12 protein-coding genes and 1 riboswitch are annotated in these 22,925 nt (G+C 36.0%); of the genes, 1 reads left to right on the top strand and 11 read right to left on the bottom strand.

The features are described 5' to 3' along the window. Positions 1 to 22 precede the first annotated feature (22 nt). Positions 23 to 120: riboswitch (SAM riboswitch) on the bottom strand. Positions 121 to 359: 239 nt separating this feature from the next. Next, complete coding sequence (locus MP477_RS15965; RefSeq protein WP_230033958.1) at positions 360 to 767, top strand: type II 3-dehydroquinate dehydratase; 408 nt, start codon at positions 360 to 362, stop codon at positions 765 to 767. 119 nt (positions 768 to 886) lie between these two features. On the opposite strand, the gene pckA is transcribed toward MP477_RS15965, so the two are convergent. The 11 genes from pckA to infB form a co-directional block, all read right to left on the bottom strand. After that, positions 887 to 2,503, bottom strand: a complete 1,617-nt coding sequence (gene pckA, locus MP477_RS15960) for a phosphoenolpyruvate carboxykinase (ATP) (protein ID WP_230033956.1) — start codon at positions 2,501 to 2,503, stop codon at positions 887 to 889. Between the two features lie 127 nt (positions 2,504 to 2,630). Then, positions 2,631 to 3,536: a GYDIA family GHMP kinase gene (locus MP477_RS15955; protein WP_257191169.1), complete on the bottom strand. Its 906-nt coding sequence runs from the start codon at positions 3,534 to 3,536 to the stop codon at positions 2,631 to 2,633. A gap of 11 nt (positions 3,537 to 3,547) precedes the next feature. After that, positions 3,548 to 4,423: an ACP S-malonyltransferase gene (gene fabD, locus MP477_RS15950; RefSeq protein ID WP_047484973.1), complete on the bottom strand. Its 876-nt coding sequence runs from the start codon at positions 4,421 to 4,423 to the stop codon at positions 3,548 to 3,550. Positions 4,424 to 4,493: 70 nt separating this feature from the next. After that, positions 4,494 to 6,401, bottom strand: a complete 1,908-nt coding sequence (locus MP477_RS15945; RefSeq protein WP_257191168.1) for a LysM peptidoglycan-binding domain-containing protein — start codon at positions 6,399 to 6,401, stop codon at positions 4,494 to 4,496. A 74-nt stretch (positions 6,402 to 6,475) separates the two neighbouring features. After that, positions 6,476 to 8,062: a bacillithiol biosynthesis cysteine-adding enzyme BshC gene (gene bshC, locus MP477_RS15940; protein WP_257191167.1), complete on the bottom strand. Its 1,587-nt coding sequence runs from the start codon at positions 8,060 to 8,062 to the stop codon at positions 6,476 to 6,478. A 12-nt stretch (positions 8,063 to 8,074) separates the two neighbouring features. Next, complete coding sequence (locus MP477_RS15935; protein ID WP_257191166.1) at positions 8,075 to 10,015, bottom strand: putative porin; 1,941 nt, start codon at positions 10,013 to 10,015, stop codon at positions 8,075 to 8,077. Between the two features lie 94 nt (positions 10,016 to 10,109). Beyond that, entirely contained in the window at positions 10,110 to 11,573 is a 1,464-nt protein-coding gene (locus MP477_RS15930) for a RagB/SusD family nutrient uptake outer membrane protein (protein WP_257191165.1), read from the bottom strand. Between the two features lie 14 nt (positions 11,574 to 11,587). Further along, the gene (locus tag MP477_RS15925; protein ID WP_257191164.1) at positions 11,588 to 14,383 is read right to left on the bottom strand and encodes a SusC/RagA family TonB-linked outer membrane protein; all 2,796 of its coding nucleotides are present in this window, start codon (positions 14,381 to 14,383) and stop codon (positions 11,588 to 11,590) included. A 620-nt stretch (positions 14,384 to 15,003) separates the two neighbouring features. Further along, entirely contained in the window at positions 15,004 to 16,530 is a 1,527-nt protein-coding gene (locus tag MP477_RS15920; RefSeq protein ID WP_257191163.1) for a RagB/SusD family nutrient uptake outer membrane protein, read from the bottom strand. Positions 16,531 to 16,542: 12 nt separating this feature from the next. Continuing rightward, positions 16,543 to 19,344: a SusC/RagA family TonB-linked outer membrane protein gene (locus MP477_RS15915; protein WP_257191162.1), complete on the bottom strand. Its 2,802-nt coding sequence runs from the start codon at positions 19,342 to 19,344 to the stop codon at positions 16,543 to 16,545. 632 nt (positions 19,345 to 19,976) lie between these two features. Continuing rightward, positions 19,977 to 22,925: a translation initiation factor IF-2 gene (infB, locus tag MP477_RS15910; protein ID WP_230033938.1), complete on the bottom strand. Its 2,949-nt coding sequence runs from the start codon at positions 22,923 to 22,925 to the stop codon at positions 19,977 to 19,979.

Genomic DNA, 22,925 nt, shown 5'->3' with positions numbered 1-22,925 from the left:
TCGATAAATACGATAAACCTAATGCTTATTTTTCCTTTAAAGGCTGAATGTAACACCTTGCACAAGAGCAGGTTGTTAAGATTTCATTGGGTCAGTTCCCTCCATCTTTCTTTATAAGCCGATCGAAATATGACTGCAAATCTAGAAATATTTAGTCTACAAAACAAGTAGACTTATAATTTTTCATGATAATTTTTCAAAAATTAACTTAATATTTTATTAAAAAGCCGGTAAAATAAGGACTTACAAAAATTGGCACTTTAACAAACATGACAAATATCATTATAGATAATGCAAAGGAGAAAAATGAAAAAAAATAAAATTCTACTCTTTAAAGGAAAAAGTTTTAATTTTATAGAATGAAAGTTTTAATTATAAACGGGCCTAATCTCAATCTTTTAGGCACCAGAGAACCGGAAATCTATGGAACAATCTCCATGGAAACTTATTTGGAAAATTTAAAATCCGAGTTTCATTCTTATGAATTAAAATATTATCAATCCAATATTGAAGGAGAGCTTATCAACAGGCTTCAGGAAGATGATTTTGATGCTGTTGTCATCAATCCAGGTGCTTTCACACACTACTCTTATGCCATAGCAGATTGTTTAAAAAATATTCAGAAACCTAAAGTGGAAGTTCACATCAGCAACATTTATAAAAGAGAGGAATTCCGGCAAAAGTCTGTGACTGCCGCCAATACCGATGCTGTTTTGTCTGGCTTCGGAATGGAGGGATACAGATTGGCATTACTGGGATTAAAATAATTTCTCAGTTTCTCCTCAGATTTAGCAAATTCTGCAAATGATTGCGTTGTAAAATAAACAATAAAAATAGAAAAGCCTCATCAGTGATGAGGCTTTTGTGTATGTTGTAAGCAATCTTATTAGATAGTCTGTCCCTGTAATTGAGGTCCTGAAGCAATTAGTTTTTTACCGGCTTCAGTATCACAGTACTGTTCAAAGTTTTTAATATATCTTGAAGCAAGGTCTTTTGCTTTTTCTTCCCACTCGGAAACATTACCGTAAGTATCTCTAGGATCCAGAATACCTGCAGAAACATTTGGAAGTTCGGTAGGAATTTCAAGATTCATGATGGGAACCTGAGTTTTAGGAGCGTTATCAATAGAACCGTCAATAATAGCATCAATGATTGCTCTTGTATCTTTTAAAGAAATTCTTTTTCCTGTACCGTTCCAACCTGTATTTACTAAATAAGCTTTAGCACCGTGCTCTTTCATTTTGCCGATCAATGTTTTAGAGTACATTGTAGGGTGTAATGTAAGAAATGCTTCACCAAATGCAGGTGAGAAAGATGGCTGAGGTTCTGTAATTCCTCTTTCTGTTCCGGCAAGTTTTGAAGTATAACCGCAAAGGAAATGGTACTGAGCCTGATCTTCATTCAGGATAGAAACCGGAGGAAGTACTCCGAATGCATCTGCTGAAAGATAAACAATCTTTTTAGCGTGCCCTGCCTTAGATGGCAATACAATTTTGTTGATATGATAGATTGGATAAGAAACTCTTGTGTTTTCAGTGATTGATCCGTCTGTATAATCTGCCACTCCATTGTTCACAACAACGTTTTCAAGAAGTGCATCTCTCTTGATTGCTCTGAAGATATCCGGTTCTTTTTCTTTTGATAAATCGATAACCTTAGCGTAGCATCCCCCTTCATAGTTGAATACTCCGTTATTATCCCATCCGTGCTCATCGTCACCGATCAGGTATCTTTTCGGATCTGCTGATAAAGTAGTTTTACCAGTTCCTGAAAGACCAAAGAATAAAGCAACATCACCTTCTTCTCCTACATTTGCAGAACAGTGCATTGAAGCCATACCTTTTAATGGTAGGTAATAGTTCATCATTGCAAACATTCCTTTCTTCATCTCACCTCCGTACCAAGTACCACCAATGATCTGTAGTTTTTCAGTAAGGTTGAACATGATGAAGTTTTCAGAGTTTAATCCCTGAGCTTCCCAATTTGGATTCGTAGTTTTAGAACCATTGATTACAGTGAAATCAGGCTCTCCGAAGTTTTCAAGCTCAAAATGAGAAGGGCGGATGAACATATTGGTCACGAAATGTGCCTGCCATGCCACTTCAACAATAAATCTTACTTTAAGTCTTGTATCAGCATTTGTCCCACAGAAAGCATCTACAACATAGATTTTTTTTGCTTCTGCCAGCTGATCCATCACTAGTTCTTTACAAGACCCGAAAATTTCCGAAGTGGTAGGTAAGTTTACTTTACCATCCCAGAAAATTGTATCTCTTGTAACATCATCCTGAACAATATATCTGTCTTTAGGTGAACGACCTGTGAAAATTCCTGTTTTTACCGATACCGCGCCAGATTCTGTAAGCTCAGCTTTCTCAAATCCTTGATTTTCAGGAGAAACTTCAGCCTGATATAATTCTTCATAAGAAGGATTATATACTACTTCATAGTTTCCTTTAATCCCTAATTTCTCTAAATCCTGGATGATTTTAGTGTTTTTCATTTTACTTATATTTTCTATTTCTTTATTGAGTTCAACAAAAATAATATTAATTATTTGTTAAAGGTGGTTTAAATATACTGATATAAGTCAGAATCGCAAATAAAAAAAGGGGCTTGTAAATTATTGATTATAAATTAATTATATCTTGCCATTCAAAAACACTAGTAAAACCCTTCTCCCAAAAATAGTCTTTATAGCTCCCAAATTTAGCACTCATCACGAAATCTCCACCCCATGCCCCCAAACTTTTGACAAAACAAGGGCAGTCTGAGAATAATCTCTCTTTAACTGTAGGAATTTCAAGAAAATTGGAAATTTTTTGCTCATGAATCGCCATTAGCTCAGAAAAATTTTGCAATTCACTGCATAACAAAATTTTCTTTGTGATATCTGAAAATTCATCAACCAATTCCGGAGATTTCTTTTTTGACTTGTAAAAACTGATTCCTTCCCTGCTATCTTGTTTTTGATTCAGGTGAATAAAAATCAATTCATTTTTAAAAGGAGGACTGAAAGTTACCTTCTCATATTTGATTTCCGGTTTACTTTGAAAAAGAACAGCAGATTTTTCTTTTGCGACTGCAACATCATATCCACTTCCTCCCAAACTGATGGAGTTCAAATAAAAAGGATCAATTCTGGCCCATTCTGCCAGATTATTCATTAAGGTAGAACTGCTTCCAAGTCCAAAATCCGCAGGAAACTGAAGATTTGTTTTTAAATGGTAAGTACAATCGTTTTTGAATTTTATGTCGGAAAGCTGCTGTACATTCTTTAATGTTTTTAGAATAAATTCAGTACTTGCAGGAATATTGGCTTCAAGAATCTGCCAATTCTTATAATCTATAACAGCCTTTAGCCATAATTTGTTCTGATGAAATGCTTCCCAAAGAATCAGGGATTTGTTGTCATTTCTTTCTTCAAAAAAAAACTCTTGTCCAAGCTTGGTAGGTACCGCCAGGACAAGAGCTCCGTCTATCGCGAAATATTCTGAAGTAAGCATAAGCTTGCCCGGTGAAAATATCGCGTTCATATTTTTTTATTTTAGATTGCAGAAACAGCGTCTACAGATCCGTCAATTTTTTTGATCAGCCCCTGAAGGGTTTTTCCAGGTCCAACTTCTACAAAATTAGAAGCTCCATCTTTGATCATATTCTGAACAGACTGTGTCCATTTTACAGGACCGGTAAGTTGATCAATAAGGTTTTGTTTAATCTCATCAGGATTTGTTACCGCTGTAGTAGTGATATTCTGATATACCGGAATAGTAGCTTTTCTGAATTTTGTTTTCTCAATGGCTGCAGCTAGCCTTTCTTGTGCAGGCTGCATTAATGGCGAATGGAAAGCTCCGTTTACAGCCAGTAGTAATGCTCTTTTTGCTCCTGCTTCTTTCAATTTAGCACAAGCTTCTTCTACTGCAGGTGTTTCTCCCGAAATTACAAGCTGCCCCGGGCAGTTATAATTGGCAGGAACTACAATCCCATTGATCTGAGCACAGATTTCTTCTACTTTGGCATCTTCCAGTCCTAGAATAGCTGCCATTGAACTTGGATTTGCATCACAAGCCTCCTGCATAGCTTTAGCTCTTTCGGATACTAATTTCAAACCATCATCAAAAGATAAAACTCCGTTAGCTACCAATGCTGAGAACTCTCCTAACGAGTGTCCTGCTACCATTTCAGCTCCAAGACCGTTTACTGCTTTTAATGCTGCTACTGAATGTATAAAAATTGAAGGCTGGGTAACCTCTGTTTTCTTAAGATCCTCATCTGCTCCGTTAAACATAATGGAAAGAATATCGAAACCTAAAATTTCATTGGCAGATTCCATCAGATCTTTGATATCTTTTCTAGAATCATACAATTCTTTTCCCATTCCTACGAACTGAGAACCCTGCCCAGGAAATACAAGTGCTTTCATGTACTGAATTAAATATTATGCAAATATAACTATATTGTTAACAATATACTGTTAAAGAGATATAAATCATTTAGGGAACCAGCCTGATTACTCTGTATCCGGTGTTTACGTAAGCACCGTTAGCTTTAGATTTTACAAACTCAAATTTTGTTGCAAGCTGAGTCTGAACTTTATTCATCTGCTTAAAGATTTCTCCCTTTTTATTCTCTCTTGTCAGCATATCATTCACCACATCAAAACCTACAATTGCATATTTTGGAGGTGTTTTACAGTATTTTGTTTTATAGGCTGCCAGAATTTCTTTTTCAAATCCTCCGTCAGTATTGATCTTTCTATCCATCAGGTATACAAGGTTTGCCTGGCTCAGTTCATCTACTTTCTTTTCAAAAACCGGAGAATAGAATAAGCTGAAAGCTTTCACTCCCTGTGCTTCTTTAGAAAGAGCAATCATTCTGTTGGCAAAAGCCTCACCCATACTATCATTATCATTAGCTAAAACAGCAATAACCGGGGCAGACTGCCCTGTCATCATATTCTGATCCAGCTGAATTTCTGCCGGAGAATTAACGATAACAATATTTGGATTTTTAACAGATTTTTCAAGACCTGCTTTAATATAGTTTGCATTTTCTTTCTTAGGATCTGCAACCACATATATTTTCTGATCTGAATATACTGCTTTTACTTCTTCAACAATTTTATCGGCATACGTCTGATTGTTTGTTTCAACAATAATCAGGTTGCTGTAATTGTATAATTCCGGAGAATTAGCGAATGGTGCTACAATTGGAATTTTTTGATTTCTGGTGAAATCCAAAACGTCAATTACATTAGACTTAAAGAATGGGCCGATAATCAAATCGGTATTGTCCGGGTTAATCTGTGTCAGAGAATTTTTAAATGAAGCCTCGTTTCCGGAGTCCACTATTTTTATATCCAGTTTCTGACCTCCTCTTGCGTTTCTTTCAATAGCAAGTTTAGCTCCGGTTAAAAAGTCTAATGCCATTCCCCGGTATTGAGTTTCGTTCGTGCTGTAACCAAACGGAAGCATCAACACTACGCTCAAAGCATCTCCGTTTTTCTTCACATAAGCAGGATCCTGCTTTTTGATCTTTAAAACCATTCCTGATTTCAGTCCATGTGAAAGATCCGGGTTCAGAGCGATCAAATCATCAATACTCACTCCAAATCTGTTAACAATAGAGAATACAGTATCTCCCTGCTGAACAGTATAGGTTACATAGTCATCTCCTACAACCACATTGGATGATGAAGATTTTTCGTTTCCTGAATCTATTTTTGTCTTTGGATTGACAGGTTCAGCAACGGTATCTGATGTATTTGATTTCTTTATTTTGATGGAGTCTCCGGGCTTTAGTCCCTTTTCTTCCAATCCGGGATTTAAAGCAAAAAGGTCCTGCTGCGTGATTCCAAACTGTTTGGTAATTCTGTAGTAATTATCTTTAGCTTGAATTACATAGGTCTCTCCTTCTACAGCTACAGCTGGAGGAGTTGCAGTACCTTCTTTTTCTACTGGAGTTTCTACCGGTTTTTCAGTAGCAATAACCTGCTGGCTATCTCCATATTTTTTAATGCTTGTAAGAGGCAATGTGATCTCATCTCCGATTTTCATATGAGAATCCAATTCAGGATTCAGTTTTCTTAAATCAGTTTCCGAGATTCTGTATTGTTTGGTAATTCCATAGATCGTTTGCTTTGGCTGTAAAACAATTTTTCCAAGCGAAGCATCCGTATTGGTTTTTACTTTTTCAGCTACGGCAGTTTTGGTAACAACAGGAGCTGTTACTTTATCTGATTTTATTGTTAAAATATCTCCAATAGCCAATTTGCCGTCTTTAAACTTTGGGTTTAGCTTCAGCAATTCATCTACAGTTATTCCATACTTTTTTGCGATGTTGTAAGGGTTATCACCTTGTACAACCGTATGAGATTTTTGAGCTGAAACGCCCAAAATCATACATAAACTAGATAGAATAAAAAACCTCTTTATCATATTCGATAATTATAATTTACAAAAATACTCCTTTAAAATTAAATGGCAACAATTATTAATTTGGATTCTTGAACCACCATTTCTTCCAAACAATTTTCAAGCCATGAATATCCTTCATCTGAAAAGAATGTACTAAAGTTATATACCCGTTCCTGCCAGGTTTTGGAAGGATGTACACTGAGGAACAGATTTTCAAGTCTTTCCAGCAATTCGCCCTGTTTTATTTTCTCGGCATGAAGCAAACGTTTTTTCATTCTTTTAAATGATTTCAATTGTCTTACTTCTTCAGCATTCACAAGGTTACCAAAAGATTTTTCCGTGGTAGATGCTGTTGCTTTCAGCTCCGAAAAACTACGAATTAAAAGCTCTTCCTTTTCTTCCAGTAATTTTAAAATGGTATTATCATTTAAAATTTTACGGTTGGTAATGATGGTAAAATTCTGAAAAAAGTCTTCTATGCTAAGATCCAATTTTTCAATTTTCCCCAGTGTTTTTTCTTTCAGAAAAAGCATTGAATTTCTTGGAATCAAAATAGGAAAAGGAATATTAATTGCAGAAAAATAGTCTTTAAGTTCCAGCCAATACATGATTTCAGCATTTCCTCCAATATAGGCAAGGTTTGGCAATACTTTTTCCTGGTATACAGGACGCATCAAAGCATTCGGACTGAATCTGTCAGGATGATTTTCAAGTTCAGCTAATATTTCTTCCTGTGTAAACTGAATATCTGTATCTACAATAGTATATTTTTGCCCGTTATATTCAATTCTATCCCTTGTTTCAGTAAGATAGAAAAGATTGATATCTCTAGGATTCACCTGTACTTTTCCATATTTTTCCGTGAGGAGATCTACTTTATTTTTTGAAGCTTTTTGTAAACTACAGTGGAGAAGCTCATCTTTAAAAACATCTTTGATCTGATTCTTTAACTCTTTAGAATCTCCATCCAAAATCATAAGACCAAAGTCCGAAAAAAGACGGTGAACCAATGTTTTAATAGCTTGTGTCAGGGTATTTCCTTGCTTATAGGATTCTTTTAGCATTAAGATCAGCTCGGTCCCGAAAACAGAATCTTTAAATTCTTTTTCAAATTCCGTGATAAAAAAGGTATCCGTGATCTGTATTCTTCCTACAGGCCCACCTGATTTCTCATGGGTTTCGTAGTAGTTGTTTTCAGTTTTAAAGTGATTGATCTCAGCAAAATCATGGTCTTCCGAAGCCATCCAATATACCGGTACAAAGTTAAAATCAGGAAAATTTTCTTTCAGATAAGTACAGGTTTTAATGGTCTGTAGAATTTTATAGACAAAGAAAACAGGTCCCGAAAATAGGTTCAGCTGATGACCGGTTGTAATGGTAAAGGTATTGGGGAGTTTCAGATTTTCAAGATTTTCTTTTTGCTTCAAAGAAAGATCGAGATCTGAAAGCTGTTTTTCAAATACGTCATATAGTATTTCTCTCTGTCCGGATAAGAATGATTCTTTCTTCAGTTCAATCTGATTTCTGAAATGATCTAAAGAAAATGTATTATTTTCAAAACCCTCAATTTTCTGATTCAAAAAATCTTTTACCAATTGGGGAATGCTTTCTATATCGTTAAATGATATTTTATTAATTGTTTTCAACTTGTTTTGTTTTTAGTTGAACAAATACCACACAATTCCGATATTTAACCTGAAGTCATATACAGGGTAATGTGGAAATGCATATGCTTTGTTATTGGAAATAACAGTTCCTATCTGCTGTCCTTCAATAAAGAAGAACATTTTTTTAACTTTCATATTCACATAAAGGTCTGCAATAGGCTGCCCACCAATGGAAAATGAATTTGCATTGGGCAGAATATATTCATTAAGGATTGGAAAATACTCTCTGGATGCAAATTTAGAGAAGTAATACACTTTAACTCCTGCCTGAATTTCTGCAGCTTTTTTAAATGCCTGTGTCTGAAAGAAGAAATTAGCTCTTCCGATAAAACCCGGCATAGGAAGCAATTCTTTATTCGTTAATGCATTTTGGAAATGCAGTCTTGTATTTAGATGAAATTTACCATAGCTGAAGGTTGCATCTCCTCCGATCTGAGAAATGTTCAATGAGCTTTCACTCTGTTTCGGATTAGCGTTGCTGTCAAAATAAGTATAGTTATCAATTCTGAAATAGTTAGCGAAAATTTCTGTCTTGAACCACTTCAGATTGATGCTTCCTCCAATTTCCATTACCGACTGATTCTTGGCATTCTCAAGGTAATAATTATACTTGCCGTAAACAGAAGTATTTAATAAATAATTAAATGAGGGATAAGCGCTTTGGAAGTTTACTTTTGCATTGACAAAATAATCTTTTATAGGTTCAAATTTTAGATTATTTGTCGTTTTAAGATAGCTTTTAAACTGGCTTCCGTTTGAAAATTCTAAAAATGAATTCAGCTGTATCTTATCCAACAGTTTTACCTGTAAATTGCCGACAGCTCCAATCCTGTTTTCTTTAAGCTCATTTGGAAAAGGTACCCCATTGGCAATAACAGCGTCATTAATTCCAAACTTCAGAACCTGATAACGAACTCCGGCATCCAGTTTGAATTTTTCGTTATTGAAAACCAGACTTACCGTATTGCTGAAATTCTCCGAATATTTTTTGGTTGCCAAAGGAAATCCATTAACTAAATCTGTTGGTTCAGCATACCAATACTGCTCCAGAGCTCCCTGGTTATAATAATATTTGTTTCCCTGGTGGGAAATGGTATGTCTTATGCTGAAAGGAAATTTTTCCGCATTGAATGGAGTGAACTGATGACTCAGATAGTACCTTCTATAAGCAAACTGCGAGCTGCTGGAAGCCAGATTAACCTGCATATTTTGCCTGTTATTAGAATTACTGTCTCCATTTTGAAACAGATTATCTTCCACAAGCCCTCCACTTTCCTGGTTATTTACATTCTGATGAAGGTAATGGGCAAATAGCTCATAGTTTCCACTTTTTGAGGTATAATGTCCTGAAAATATAGTATTGTTATTTGCCGCTAAGGAATTCCTGTAAAACCCCTGAGAGCGCAGTCCCATATATTCAATAGCAAAATTGAATCTTTTCCCTATATTCTGGGTATAGGTTGAATTTAATGCGGCACCGTTTTTCATTGCCGTATGGTAGATGAATGAGGCGGTGGGCGTTTTTACATCATAATATTTCACATCATCAGCTCCCAGAATCATATAAGATTTATTGGAAGGGAGCAAAGATAAATTCTGCTCGGGATTCACTTCAAATACAAGCGGATTAAAACCTGCTCCGATGTTAGCCGGCTGAGCTCTTCCAAAATTATCACGGTTGTTATACTGTGAAAAAATATGGGTCTTATCAAAAGTCATTACCGTATCAAAAACTTTTTTTTCTGAAAACTGGGTTTGATACTGATAATCGTTGATGGTAGGTTTAAAAATTTTTAAGGAGTCTTTTTTCCCGGAGTCTATGACCAGGGTATCTTCTTCTTTTTGAGTTGATTTGTTAGGATCTGTTTTATCCACAACCTGCGCTTTGCTCACAAAACCAAAGAAGATGAGTATGAAAAGGATGTACTTCATTATTCATTATTGTACAGCAAAAATAAGAAATAATAAGAAATAAAAGAGGCTATCTCAAAAATGAGATAGCCTCTGCTATAGAATTGTACGATAATTAATAACCGTCGTTTTGCTTAATATTAGGATTAGCCTGGATCGCTGTAATAGGGATCGGCCATTGCCATTTTGTACTTCCGGCAGCAAGAGTCTGCTTAACAGCCGGTGCTCCTGTACCATCAAAAATATCTCCTTTACCTGATCTCTGAACAGAAAGACCTAATCTTTTCAGGGTATACCATCTGTCATTTTCAAAGGCAAGTTCTAATCTTCTTTCTTTCAGGATAGCATCTAAAAGAGCCTGTCCGGCTTCTGTTCCCGGAGTAAATGAAGAATATCTCTCTTGTCTTAATTTATTCAATAAAGTAAGGGCCTGAGAGGGGTTTCCTGTTCTGTAATGAGCTTCTGCAACATTTAGTAATACTTCAGCTGATCTCAAGTATTTAATGGGTACAACATTAGCAGGACCGCCGTTACCAGCATACTTTGTAACGTGGTTATATTTTTCACCACTGTATATACTTGTTGTAAAGTAAGCAGATTTTCTAATATCATTAGCTGTATATGCCGTATACAAATCATAGTCTACCACAAATTCTGATCTAAGGTTAGGAACTGCCTGGTTGTATGCTGAACCTACAGTATTAGATTCTGCCGGTGCATTAGATACCTGGAATAGAACACCATCAGTGATTCTGGATAGCCCTTCATTTTCTTTCCAAATTCTGGTAAAGTTATCGATTGTGGTAATACTTGGTGAAAGCCCTAAAGCTAATTCTCCGTATTTGATTGTATTAGTATAATCTCCTTTATAAAGGTTTACTCTTGATAATAATCCATAAATAGCAGCCTTGCTCATTCTTCCTTTATCAGCATCATTCTGTGTAATATTATCAGCAGCAAATAATAAATCTGCAATGATTTTATCATACACCTGTTCAACCGTTAGGTTTCTGGAGGCAGTATTACTTAATGGAGAATATTTTTCTGAATAATAAATTCCAATAGAATTTTTAGCTCCTGCAGACTGTGTTGGAATTTGAGAATATGCTCTTACGATATCAAAATGAACGATTGCTCTCAATGCTCTCGCTTCTGCTTCTACATTTGTTTTTTGCGCACCTGATAATACCCCGTTATTGATATGTGACAAAACAAAATTTGCTCTGCTGATGGCAAGATAAGCCGCACTATACAATCCTGTTGTCTGTGAATTATCTGAAGAAAACTCAAAGTTTGATGCTGCAAAATTTGAATTTCTTCCTGAAGCTGTACGAATTAAATTATCCGTAGTAAGGTCTCCCATAATAAGCTGACTACCCGTATCTCCATTATAATACCCCGCTCCTTTTAGTGCCGTATAGGCACCGTCCATAGCCTGCCTGAACGATTCAGGTCTTAACATCGCCTGGTCTACAGTTTCATTAATAGATGAAACCTGGTCTAAATTTCTATCACAAGACGTCAACGTAACAAAGGCAGTTAACGCAGCTAAACTTATTTTTATTATATTCTTTTTCATAAAGCTATTCAATATTAAAATTCTAATTGCAATCCTACCAGGATTGTTCTTACAGCAGGATAAGTATAAAGGTTGTATGATCCAGGAACAAATAATGCGGTAGACTCACCAGAACCTACAGAAACCTCAGGCTCTCCGTGGAACTTAGTTACAGTAAATAAGTTCTGTCCCTGTACATATGCTCTAAGTTTATTGATAGGTGATCCTTCTCCAAGGAATTCTTTATCAAATGTATATCCTAATGTAAGGGATCTTAGTCTCAAGTAATCTGATTTTTCAATCCATTGGTCTGAATCACGCATACCGTTTGAATCCACCTTCTGAAATACATTCGTATCCCCTGGTTTTTGCCAAATATTAGCAGCAGATTGCGCCATATTTCTCCCTGCAACAGCAAGAGTAGGATCAACAGCAGCTGCATACATATTGTTATAAGTATATCCTCCCAGTTTAAATGCAAAATCTGCACTGAAATCAAGCCCTTTGTACTGAAGTGTAGTTCCGAATCCACCAAAACTTTTTGGGAAAGGAGATTTATCCGTAAGAGGAACAGCATTTGAGGCACTGTATTCGTTAGTTACATTTCCTGCTTTATCGTAATATAATGCATCTCCGTTATTAGGGTCTACTCCTGCAAACCTTACATTATAGAATACATATGGGCTTTCACCTACTTTAAGATAAGTATCTCCTAAGTTTCTTTCAGTCTGACCGTCTGCTAGCTTATCAAGAGTTGATTTCTGAAAAGAAATATTAGCATGTAAATTCCACTGAAAATCTTTCTTTTTAAGTACATCTACGCTCAGCTCAACTTCAAGACCTTTCTGAGACATATCTCCTGCATTGATGTACTGGTAATATCCTCCTTCCAGTTTATCCAATGGTACAAGCTGTACAAAATCTTTTCTTTTATTTTGATACACTTCAACTGATCCACGGATTCTTCTATTCATCATAGTGAAATCAACTCCTAAGTTGGTAATCGCATTAGATTCCCATTTAAGATTCTCATTACCGATGATAAAGCTTCCTTGTGAGCTTGTTCCAGGATACAAAGTGGCATTAGAACCATATAATCCGTAGCTGACATTTGTTACATTATAATAATCCGGCAATGTTCCATCATTACCTGTTGTACCGTATGATCCTCTAAGTTTTAAATCATTAATAAAGCCACCCTTCATAAATTCTTCTTTCGCAATATTCCATGCAGCACTTGCTGACCAGAAGATACCACTTTGATTATTTACACCAAATCTTGAAGAAGCATCTCTTCTCAATGATCCTGTTACTAAATATCTACCTTCATAATCATAATTCAACATTCCCGCTAAACTGAAAAGGGTATTTCTCGTCTTAATTCCGGTAAATGTATTTCTTTCTGAAGGTGTAGTAATAGAAGGAACGTTTAGCACAGGAGACTTCAATCCATAAGCACCTCCATTGGTTGTTTCGTTGAAATTATCATTATATTCGATAAATCCTAAGAAATCAAAGTTGTGGCTTCCGTATGATTTTTTGTAGTTGATTGAGTTATTCCAAGTATAGTTAAATCCATAGAATGTATTTTTATTCAATGCCCCTGTAGGAACTTTGTTTGTCGTTAAATCCAGGTTTGATCCTTTTTTCAACCACTGAGTTCCCATAAACCAGTCAAAAAGTCCGTTGAAATTAGTTTTAAATTTCAGACCATCGATGATTTTATACTCAGCAAATAAAGTTACCGGAATTCTCAGTCTCTGATCATCTAATCTATAATTACGGATCTGTTCAACAACATTTGACCCGGCTCTCATGGTTTGATTATAACTTCCATCCTGGTTATAAATTGGCTCATATGGAGCATATTTGTACATTGCTCCGAATGGGTTCTGCGTATTATTTCTATCTCTGAAGTTCTGTGTAACCTGATACTGAACTCCAAGGTTGATTCCTACGTTCAGTTTTTCACTCAGTCTATTTGTAAAACCGAAGTTACCTGTATATCTCTTAAGCCCGTCAATATCTCTGATAATTCCATTGTCAGAATCATATCCTAATGAATAATAAAAAGTACTTTCTTTAGATCCCCCTTGTGCACTGAACAAATAAGACTGAATTGCAGAAGGCTTTAACAGATCTTTTTGCCAATTGTGATCATATGCAGCAAGTCTATCCATCTCTTGCTGAGATCTTGGCTTAAACCCTAGATATCCCAATTGATTTTGGAAACCCATTAACTCCCGTGAGTTCATCATGGTATAGTTATTGTCCTTTAATCTTTCAGCGAAACCAAATTTAGTTTCAAATGAATAATGAGTTTTTCCAGCCTTTCCGGATTTAGTAGTTACTACAACTACCCCATTAGCACCTCTTGCCCCATACTGGGCAGTAGCAGCAGCATCTTTAAGAATCGAAATAGATTCTACGTCTGCAGGGTTGATCGCACTAAACTGTCTTGCAGTCATGTACATTCCGTTCACCACATAAGTAGGCTCTGAAGAACCACCAACACCACCAATACCTCTTACCTGAATGGTAGCAGCCGCACCTGGCTGTCCTGTAGTACTTTGTACAAATACCCCTGAAGCTCTACCCTGTAACGAGTTACCGATAGAGGTAGTAGGACTGTTTCTTCTGATCTCATCACCACCTACTACAGCCTGAGCCTGAGTAATTTCATCCGCTTTCTTTTTCTGATACCCTGTAACGATTACTTCTTCAATTTTCGTTTCATTCGAAGCAGAGTCTTTTGTTGTCTTTTGCGCAAAAGCTGTTTGCCCTAAAAAAAATAAAGCCCCAACACTTAATACTCTTAGTTTCACATTCATATTAACAAATTTTATTAATAAATTTTAAGGCGACAAATATGTTAATAAATATTAACATCCACAAGCTTTTTACCTACAGCAGGCATTTTCAACACATTAACTCTAATTTTTTAGCGAAAAAAAATTTTAACAATAAATGAATTAAATAAATTATTTTTACGAAAAATATAATTATAATGAAAAATATTAACCAAAAAGAAGTTTTTAACGTTTGTAAAACCAATTTAAATATCGCCTGTTAATTAATAAAATTCTAAAAAGTTATCAAAAAGCATGAAAGATTCATTTAGATAGAGAAAAAAGAGAGAAAAGAAGCGATTAAAATACGATATAAAATAAAATTCTTCCCAGTGAAAATATGCTTTCCGAAGGAATAATTCGTATAAAAAAATAGACCTAAAATTCAAAAGCATAAGTATTGAACAATCCCAGAAAGAAAAAAGGATATATCTATTGTACTATATGATGTCTGTTTTTTTCTAATTATTACTCAAGCTGAATAAGATCAAAACGACATGACATGAAAAACAAAAACCAGAGCAAAAATATTTTGCTCTGGTTTAATTATTAATTCTTATCCTTTTAGCGGTATTAACAGCTCAGGATTGATAATTTAGATATTAATATCCAGGATTTTGTTGAAGTGATGGTGTAATATTAATAGCCGTTTGTGGAATTGGCCATTGCCATCTCGTATCAGTAGGCTGGATAGTCTGTACAAGTGATGCAGAACCCGTTCCGTCAATATTAGGACCTTCACCAGTTCTCTGCATTGTACGCCCCTGTCTTTTAAATGTATAGAATCTATCATTTTCGAAAGCCAATTCAAGTCTCCTCTGAAGCATGATTTCATTCCAAAGAGCCGTACCTGTAAGAGTAACAGTAGTATAGTCTGTGTATCTCTGAGCCTTCAAAGTACCAAGAAGAGTATTGGCAAGTGCTTCATTTCCTAATTTATAGGCAGCTTCCGCAACATTTAAATACACCTCTGCAGTTCTCAGGTATTTAACCTCAACAACATTCAATGGAGTTCCCGTACCTGCACTATTACCCCACTTAATCACGTGATTTCTTTGAGTAGTCTGAAATGGAGCTCTCACCATATAAGCAGATTTCCTAACGTCCGTTGTAGTATATAAATCATAAAGAGATTTAGGTACAACATATTCAGATTTTATCTGACCTACACTTCCATCTGCTTGCGGATTATACCCTTGCTGATAAGCAACCCCTACTGTTACATTTTCCTGAGGTGAATTAAGAATCTTAAACAGTACACCTTCAGATTCGTTTGATTTCCAGATATTAGCAAACTTAGCAATAGGACCAACACTAGAAGACAGTGCAATAGATGCATTTCCTGCAGTAACTGCATTATTATAATCTCCTTTGTAAAGGTAAATTCTAGAAAGCAACCCATTAATAGAGGCTTTATTGAATCTAGATTTATTACCCGGCTCATCTGTAATATTAGCTAATGCAAAATTTAAATCTGCAATAATATTATCATATACCTGCGCTACACTAAGATCTCTTGGAGTACCCGGATCCTTCGGATTGAAAGTCTTTACATATGAAATACCTAATGATGCATTTGCATCCGAAGATTGAGTTGGTATTTTACAATAAGCTCTTACCAAATCAAAGTGCACTGCTGCCCTGATTGCTCTGGCATGAGCCTCTATATTATTCTTAAAAGTTCCCGCAGGAAGATTATCAAGATAAGACAATGGCATATTAGCTCTTGCAATAACAGCATATCCCTGTGTAAACAATCCGGTTACTGATGCATTATTAGCAGAAAAGCTCCAGTTGTATGCCGTGAAATTAGATTGTCTTCCCTGAGGGTTTACAATAAGGTTATCCGTAGTTAAATCCGGGATAATAATCTGGTTTCCTGTATCATTATTAAAATAACCTAAACCACTCCCCGGTAACGCAGAACCACTTGGATTATTGGCCGTTGAAACTCCTTTTATCGCAGAATAAGCCCCATCAATTGCCTGTGTAAAATTCTTAGGGTCTTTCATTGCCTGATCCAGAGGAGCCTGGCTGAAAGAACTTTGATCTAACTCTCTTTCGCAAGATGTGAACACACCTAATGTCAAGATACTTAATGCAGCTATTTTTATTATATTGTTTTTCATAATTAAGATCGATTAAAATTGTAACTCAATACCAAAAGATACTGTTTTCTGTGAAGGATAAGTGTAATTAGTATAAGAACCAGGAACTGCAGTGTTACCTTCTGAGTTACCTACTGCAACTTCAGGATCTCCTTCATAATTTGTCCATATGAATAAGTTCTGACCTTGCAGATACACACGAATAGAGTTTAATGGAATATTCTCTCCTAAAAACTTCTTATCAAAAGTATATCCAATATTTAAACTTCTGAATCTGATATAATCTGTCTTTTGTAAGAAATCATCTGTAGTCCAGATCCCATCTGGGTTTGGCACAGGAAGAACATTAGTATCTCCCGGATTTCTCCAGAAATTATTAGCTGCAACGGACTTATTTGAGCTAAACTGAGAAGGGTCAAGTCTGTTCTGTGCTTCATAATTCACAGAATATCCTCCAAATTTATATGAGAAATCAGCCGTTAAATCAAAATTCTTATAAGTAAAAGTCGCTCCAAAACCTCCAAAATATTTAGGATAAGGAGACTTATCTTTGATATCCTGAATATCTGATGTAGAATATACATTAGTAACTCTTCCTCCAGGAGTATCCATGAAAGTCTCACCAGGATTTGCTACCGTACGGTTTGTGTAATATAACGCCTCCCCAGTTTGAGGATTAATTCCTGCGGATCTTACCATTCTGTAATAGAAAGGAGTTTCTCCAACTTCAAGTTTATTGTTATTTCCAATATTTCTGGAAGTTTCACCATCTCTAAGTGCTAAGATTTTATTTTTAATATTGGAGAAGTTTCCTCTCAACTGAATTCCCCAATCTGCTTTCTTAACAATGTCTGCTGAAAGATCAAATTCAAAACCTTTATTCTCCATATCTCCCGCATTTTCATATACTGTATAACTTCCTGAATTCACTCCATAAGGAATAGCCTGCAAGAAATCTTTTCTTTTGTTAATGAAATATTCTACGGAACCTCTGAATCTGTTACTCCAATTGAAATCTAGTCCAACATTGGTAATATCAACTTTTTCCCACTCTATCTTTTTGTTTCCATAGGTCATGTTAGCATATGTTGTTGCATTGGTACCATACAATCCAAATGCGCCATATGGCTGGTTTACATAATCAGGAAGCGGAGCATCATTTCCGGCAATACCATAAGATCCTCTAAGTTTTAATGCTTTTAATTCAGGAACATTAATGAATGATTCTTTTGCAATATTCCATGCACCACTCACACTCCAGAAAGTACCAAACTGCTGATCCAAACCAAATCTTGAAGATCCGTCTCGTCTTATCGATGCACTCACAATATATCGTTGATCATAGCTATAATCCGCTAATAAGGCAAGTGAAGTCCTTCTGGTTTGTGTTCTTCCGCTGGTAGTCGCAAAAGGAGTTACCATATTCGACAGAATATCGAAACCTGGACTCTTATAATTACGTCCAATTGCTGACATTGTATTAGAGTCTTCTGAACTATATTCATAGAAAGCAGTAGCTGTCACTTTATGATCGCCAAATTTTTTATCAAAATCTAATCTCTGGTTAGCTGTAAGATAGAATAAATCATTATTTACCTGCTGAACCTGCCCGTTATACCCCAGCTTACCATCCAGGAAAGACCCCGGCTCAACTATAGCCTTAATTTTAGTTTGTCCGTATGTTGTAAATAATGAAGATCTAAACTTCAACCAGTCTACGAATTTATATTCTCCAAAAATATTTCCAGTGATACGTAGATTACTATTTTTGGTTGTATTTCTTTGAAGTGCTTCAAGGACAGGGAAATCCAACATAGTAGGATTATAAGAACCATTATCCAAGAAAATAGGCTCATAAGGGTTCGCCTGATACATAAAATAGAATGGGTTCTGTGCATTACTAAGATCTCTTTGATCTTGAGTCTTCTGATACTGTAAACCTAAGTTAACACCGATTTTAATTTTATCATTCAATTGATTTTCAAAATTAAATCTGGCAGAATATCTTTTCAATGCGTCTATATAGCGTATAATCCCCGAATTAGCATCATATCCTAAAGAGTAGTAGAACAAACTTTTGTCAGTACCACCATTCGCTGAAAAGAAATATGATTCTTCTCTTGAGTTTCTTAGAATGTCTTTTTGCCAATTATGATCCTGACCAGTCATTTGTGCTACTTCAGCGCCCGACCAAGGAGTATTACCCACTAAAGGAGCAATTTCATTTTCAAACGCAAGTTTTTGCGCAGAATTCATCATTGTAAAATTCAGCTCTTTATCTGAAACTTTCCACGAAGTACCATATCTTGATTCAAAACTATAATTTGTTTTTCCTCTAGATCCTTTTTTAGTAGTAACCACAATTACCCCTGCAGCTGCTCTTGAACCATACTGAGCAGTTGCCGCAGCATCTTTAAGGATAACCTGTGATTCAACATCACTTGGGTTCAATGCATTTAACTGAGCAAAAGTAGAATATTGCCCATCGATCACAACCAGAGCTCCTGTATTAGAAAAGTTCGAAAACCCTCTAATGGTAATTGCCCCAGAACTTCCTGGCTGACCGCTATTGGTTTGCACAAGTACTCCAGGTGCCTTACCCTGTAGCATGTTTGTTAAAGAAAGAGTATTGGATTGCTGCTTCAATTCTTCAGCACCAATAACTGATTGCGCTTGCGTTATCTCGTCTGTTTTCTTAAGACGATAACCAGTTACTACTACTTCATCAATTTTAGTTTCTTGAGCAGCAGTATCTTTCTTTTTTGTTTGTGCAAAAGCCGTTTGTCCCAAGAAGAACAAAGCCCCTACACTCAATACACATAGTTTAACATTCATATTAACAAATTTTAATATATTTTAGCAACAAATATGTTAATAAATATTAACACTAGCAAATTTTTCACTTTGACTAAATAGTATAATTTTAACAATTCGCTTAGTATTTAGCTTAAATTATAAATATTTAACAATTTTTAAGGTAAAAAAACACCATAAAACTAAAATATACTAAAAATAACACACTCTAAATAATCAATCCGTAGTTTATTTTTTTTTATTTATAATGATTCTAAATTATTTTATTGCCAAAACCCGCTTTCCCTAAGGTTAAAATGGCTATAAAAATGCCAAAACCACCTATTCACACCACATTTCCAACACATTACAGAAAACCACAATCATTAGTGGAAAACCAAAATAAGGGATATACTTAAAAAATAAATTGAATCAATAGAAAATAATACATCCTTTATAATTCACCATATAGTTAAGTATATAAGCGAATTACTCTATCCAGCAAGGAAAAAATTGACCTTAACCGTTGTTTTTAATCAAACTAAAAAATATAAATCTATAATCAATTAATGGTTAATAAAATCAACATCGGATAGTATTTTTGAAATGAAATACCATAAAAAAACCTGCCGTTTCAGAGAAACGGCAGGTTAATAATATATTTATTTGTGATATTATTTTAGCTTCTTTTTAACAGCTACCTGTTCATAAACTTCAAGAATATCTCCGATCTCAATATCGTTATATCCTTTCAGGTTCAGACCACATTCATAACCTTTGGTTACTTCTTTTACATCATCTTTGAAACGCTTCAAGCTTTCAAGCTCTCCGTCAAACTTAACAATACCATCTCTCAATACTCTTACTTTGGAGTTTCTGGCTACTTTTCCTGAAAGAACCATACAACCGGCAATTGTTCCAACCTTAGAGATTTTAAACACCTCTCTGATCTCAACATTACCGATGACCTGTTCTTTAATTTCAGGAGAAAGCATACCCTCCATAGCTTCTTTCACTTCTTCTATTGCTGCATAAATTACAGAATAGTTTCTGATTTCAATTTCTTCTCTATCTGCAAGATCTTTAGCATTAGCACCAGCTCTTACGTTAAATCCGATAATGATAGCATCTGAAGCAGCCGCTAAGTTAACATCAGATTCTGTGATCTGACCTACTCCTTTATGAAGAATATTAACGTTAATCTCACCAGTAGACAATCTTTGTAACTGATCAGATAATGCTTCAACTGAACCATCCACGTCACCTTTCAGAATAATATTTAATTCCTTAAAGTCTCCTAAAGCAATTCTTCTACCTAATTCCTCAAGCGTAGTATGTTTCTTCGTTCTGATTGAAAGCTCTCTCTGAAGTTGTTCTCTCTTATTGGCAATAGTTTTAGCCTCACTTTCATCTTCATATACTTTAAACTTATCACCTGCTGTTGGTGCTCCGTCTAACCCTAAAATAGTTACCGGGATAGATGGGCCCGCCTCTGTAAGGTTTCTTCCTCTTTCATCAAGCATCGCTTTTACCTTACCGTGGTTTTTACCAGCCACTACATAATCTCCAACTCTTAAAGTACCGGTTTGTACCAACATCGTGGCAACATATCCTCTTCCTTTATCTAGTGAAGCCTCAATAACAACTCCTTGAGCATTTCTATCCGGGTTAGCTTTTAAATCAAGCATTTCTGCCTGAAGTAATACTTTTTCCAATAGAACATCCATATTGTTACCAAATTTTGCAGAAATTTCCTGCGCCTGAACATTTCCACCCCATTCTTCTACAAGGATATTCATCCCGGAAAGCTGTTGTCTGATATTATCAGGATTTGCACTTGGTCTATCTACTTTGTTCAATGCAATAATCATTGGTACCCCCGCTGCCTGAGCGTGAGAAATAGCTTCTCTCGTCTGAGGCATTACATCATCATCAGCCGCAATTACAATGATAGCAATATCCGTAATCTGAGCACCTCGGGCTCTCATCGCCGTAAATGCTTCGTGACCTGGTGTATCTAAGAAAGTAATTCTCTGACCGTTTTCCAGTTTCACATTATAAGCACCTATGTGCTGAGTAATCCCTCCGGATTCTCCTGCAATTACATTGGTTTTTCTTACGTAGTCAAGTAATGAAGTTTTACCGTGGTCAACGTGTCCCATTACTGTAACGATTGGAGCTCTGCTCACTAAATCCTCTTCATTATCAACTTCATCTTCGCTTTCGCTTTCTTCAAGATCAGCATCTGAGAATTCAATTTTATAACCAAATTCATCTGCTACTAATAATAAGGTATCAGCTTCTAATCTCTGGTTCATTGTTACCATTACCCCTAATGAGAAACAAGCAGAAATAACTTCTGTTGGTGAAACATTCATTAAGCTGGCCAATTCACCTACTGTAATGAATTCTGTTACCTTAAGCGTTCTGTCTTGCGCTTCAAGCTCCTGCTGACGCTCATCCTGCTCTCTACGGTACGTTCTCTTATCTTTTCTGTGTTTAGCAGATTTAGACTTACCTCCTTTATTGGTAAGCTTTTCAAGAGTTTCTTTAATCTGATTTTTAACTTGTTCGTCAGTTAATTCAACTGGCATAACTCGCTGACCAGGTCTGTTGTTTTGACCTCCTTTTTTGAAGCCACCACCTTGACCCGGACGATTTCCGCCACCTTGGTTGTTTCCAAAACGGTTTCCACCACCCTGACCACCTTGTCCTGGAGGACGGTTTCCTTGGCCTCCCTGACCCGGAGGACGGTTCCCACCTTGTCCGCCATTGTTATTATTCTGACGGTTTCCTTGGTTTTGACCACCTTGGTTATTGTTTCCAGAATTTTGATTATTCCCCTGACCTTGCTGATTATTATTCGGGCCACCGGGTTTTTCAATTCTTTTTCTTTTCTTTTTTGCTCCAGAACCTGGTTTTGGCGCAAACTGAGTTAAGTCTATCTTTTCTCCAACGATCTTAGGACCGTCAAGCTTCTGATAAACTGTCTCAATCTTTTGTGGTTCCTGAGACTCCGGTTCAGCCTCAACTTTTGGAGTTTCCACTTTTTTCTCCTCTACAACCGGTTTTGGAGTTTCTTTTATTGGTTCCACAGGTTTCACTTCTTCTTTTTTCTCCTCCATTTTTGGTTTGTCTTTTTTCACAGGTCTATTTCTAGATTCTATCTGAGACAAATCAATCTTATCCAAAACTTTAAATTCCTGCTTCTCAGGCGCTGTTTTCACTTCCGGTTCTTCTTTCACTATTTCTTCTTTCTTTTCTTCAACCGGTATTGCTACAGGGGCTGCAGGAGCTTCTTCAACTTCAGGCTTTCTAGCCTCCAAGTCTATTTTACCTAAAATCTTAGTTTCTGGTTTACTAGCTTTAGCTCTTATTACTTCAGGGGATTTCTCAATTTCCAGTTTCTCTTCCGGAACCTTTGTGATCACCACCTCATGGGAAGCTTTACGTTGTTCACCATCCTTGGCAAACTCAGCTTCCAATGCAGAATATGCCGCTTCTTCTAATTGAGCGTTAGGATTGCTTTCAACCTCGATTCCCTTAGCTTGTAAAAACTCCACTAATCTAGACATCGAAATGTTGAATTCCTTAACCGCTTTATTTAATCTTATTTTTGGCAT

This window comes from Chryseobacterium sp. WG23 (assembly GCF_024586575.1).
Lineage (GTDB): Bacteria > Bacteroidota > Bacteroidia > Flavobacteriales > Weeksellaceae > Chryseobacterium.
This window is presented reverse-complemented; position numbering and strand designations above follow the sequence as displayed.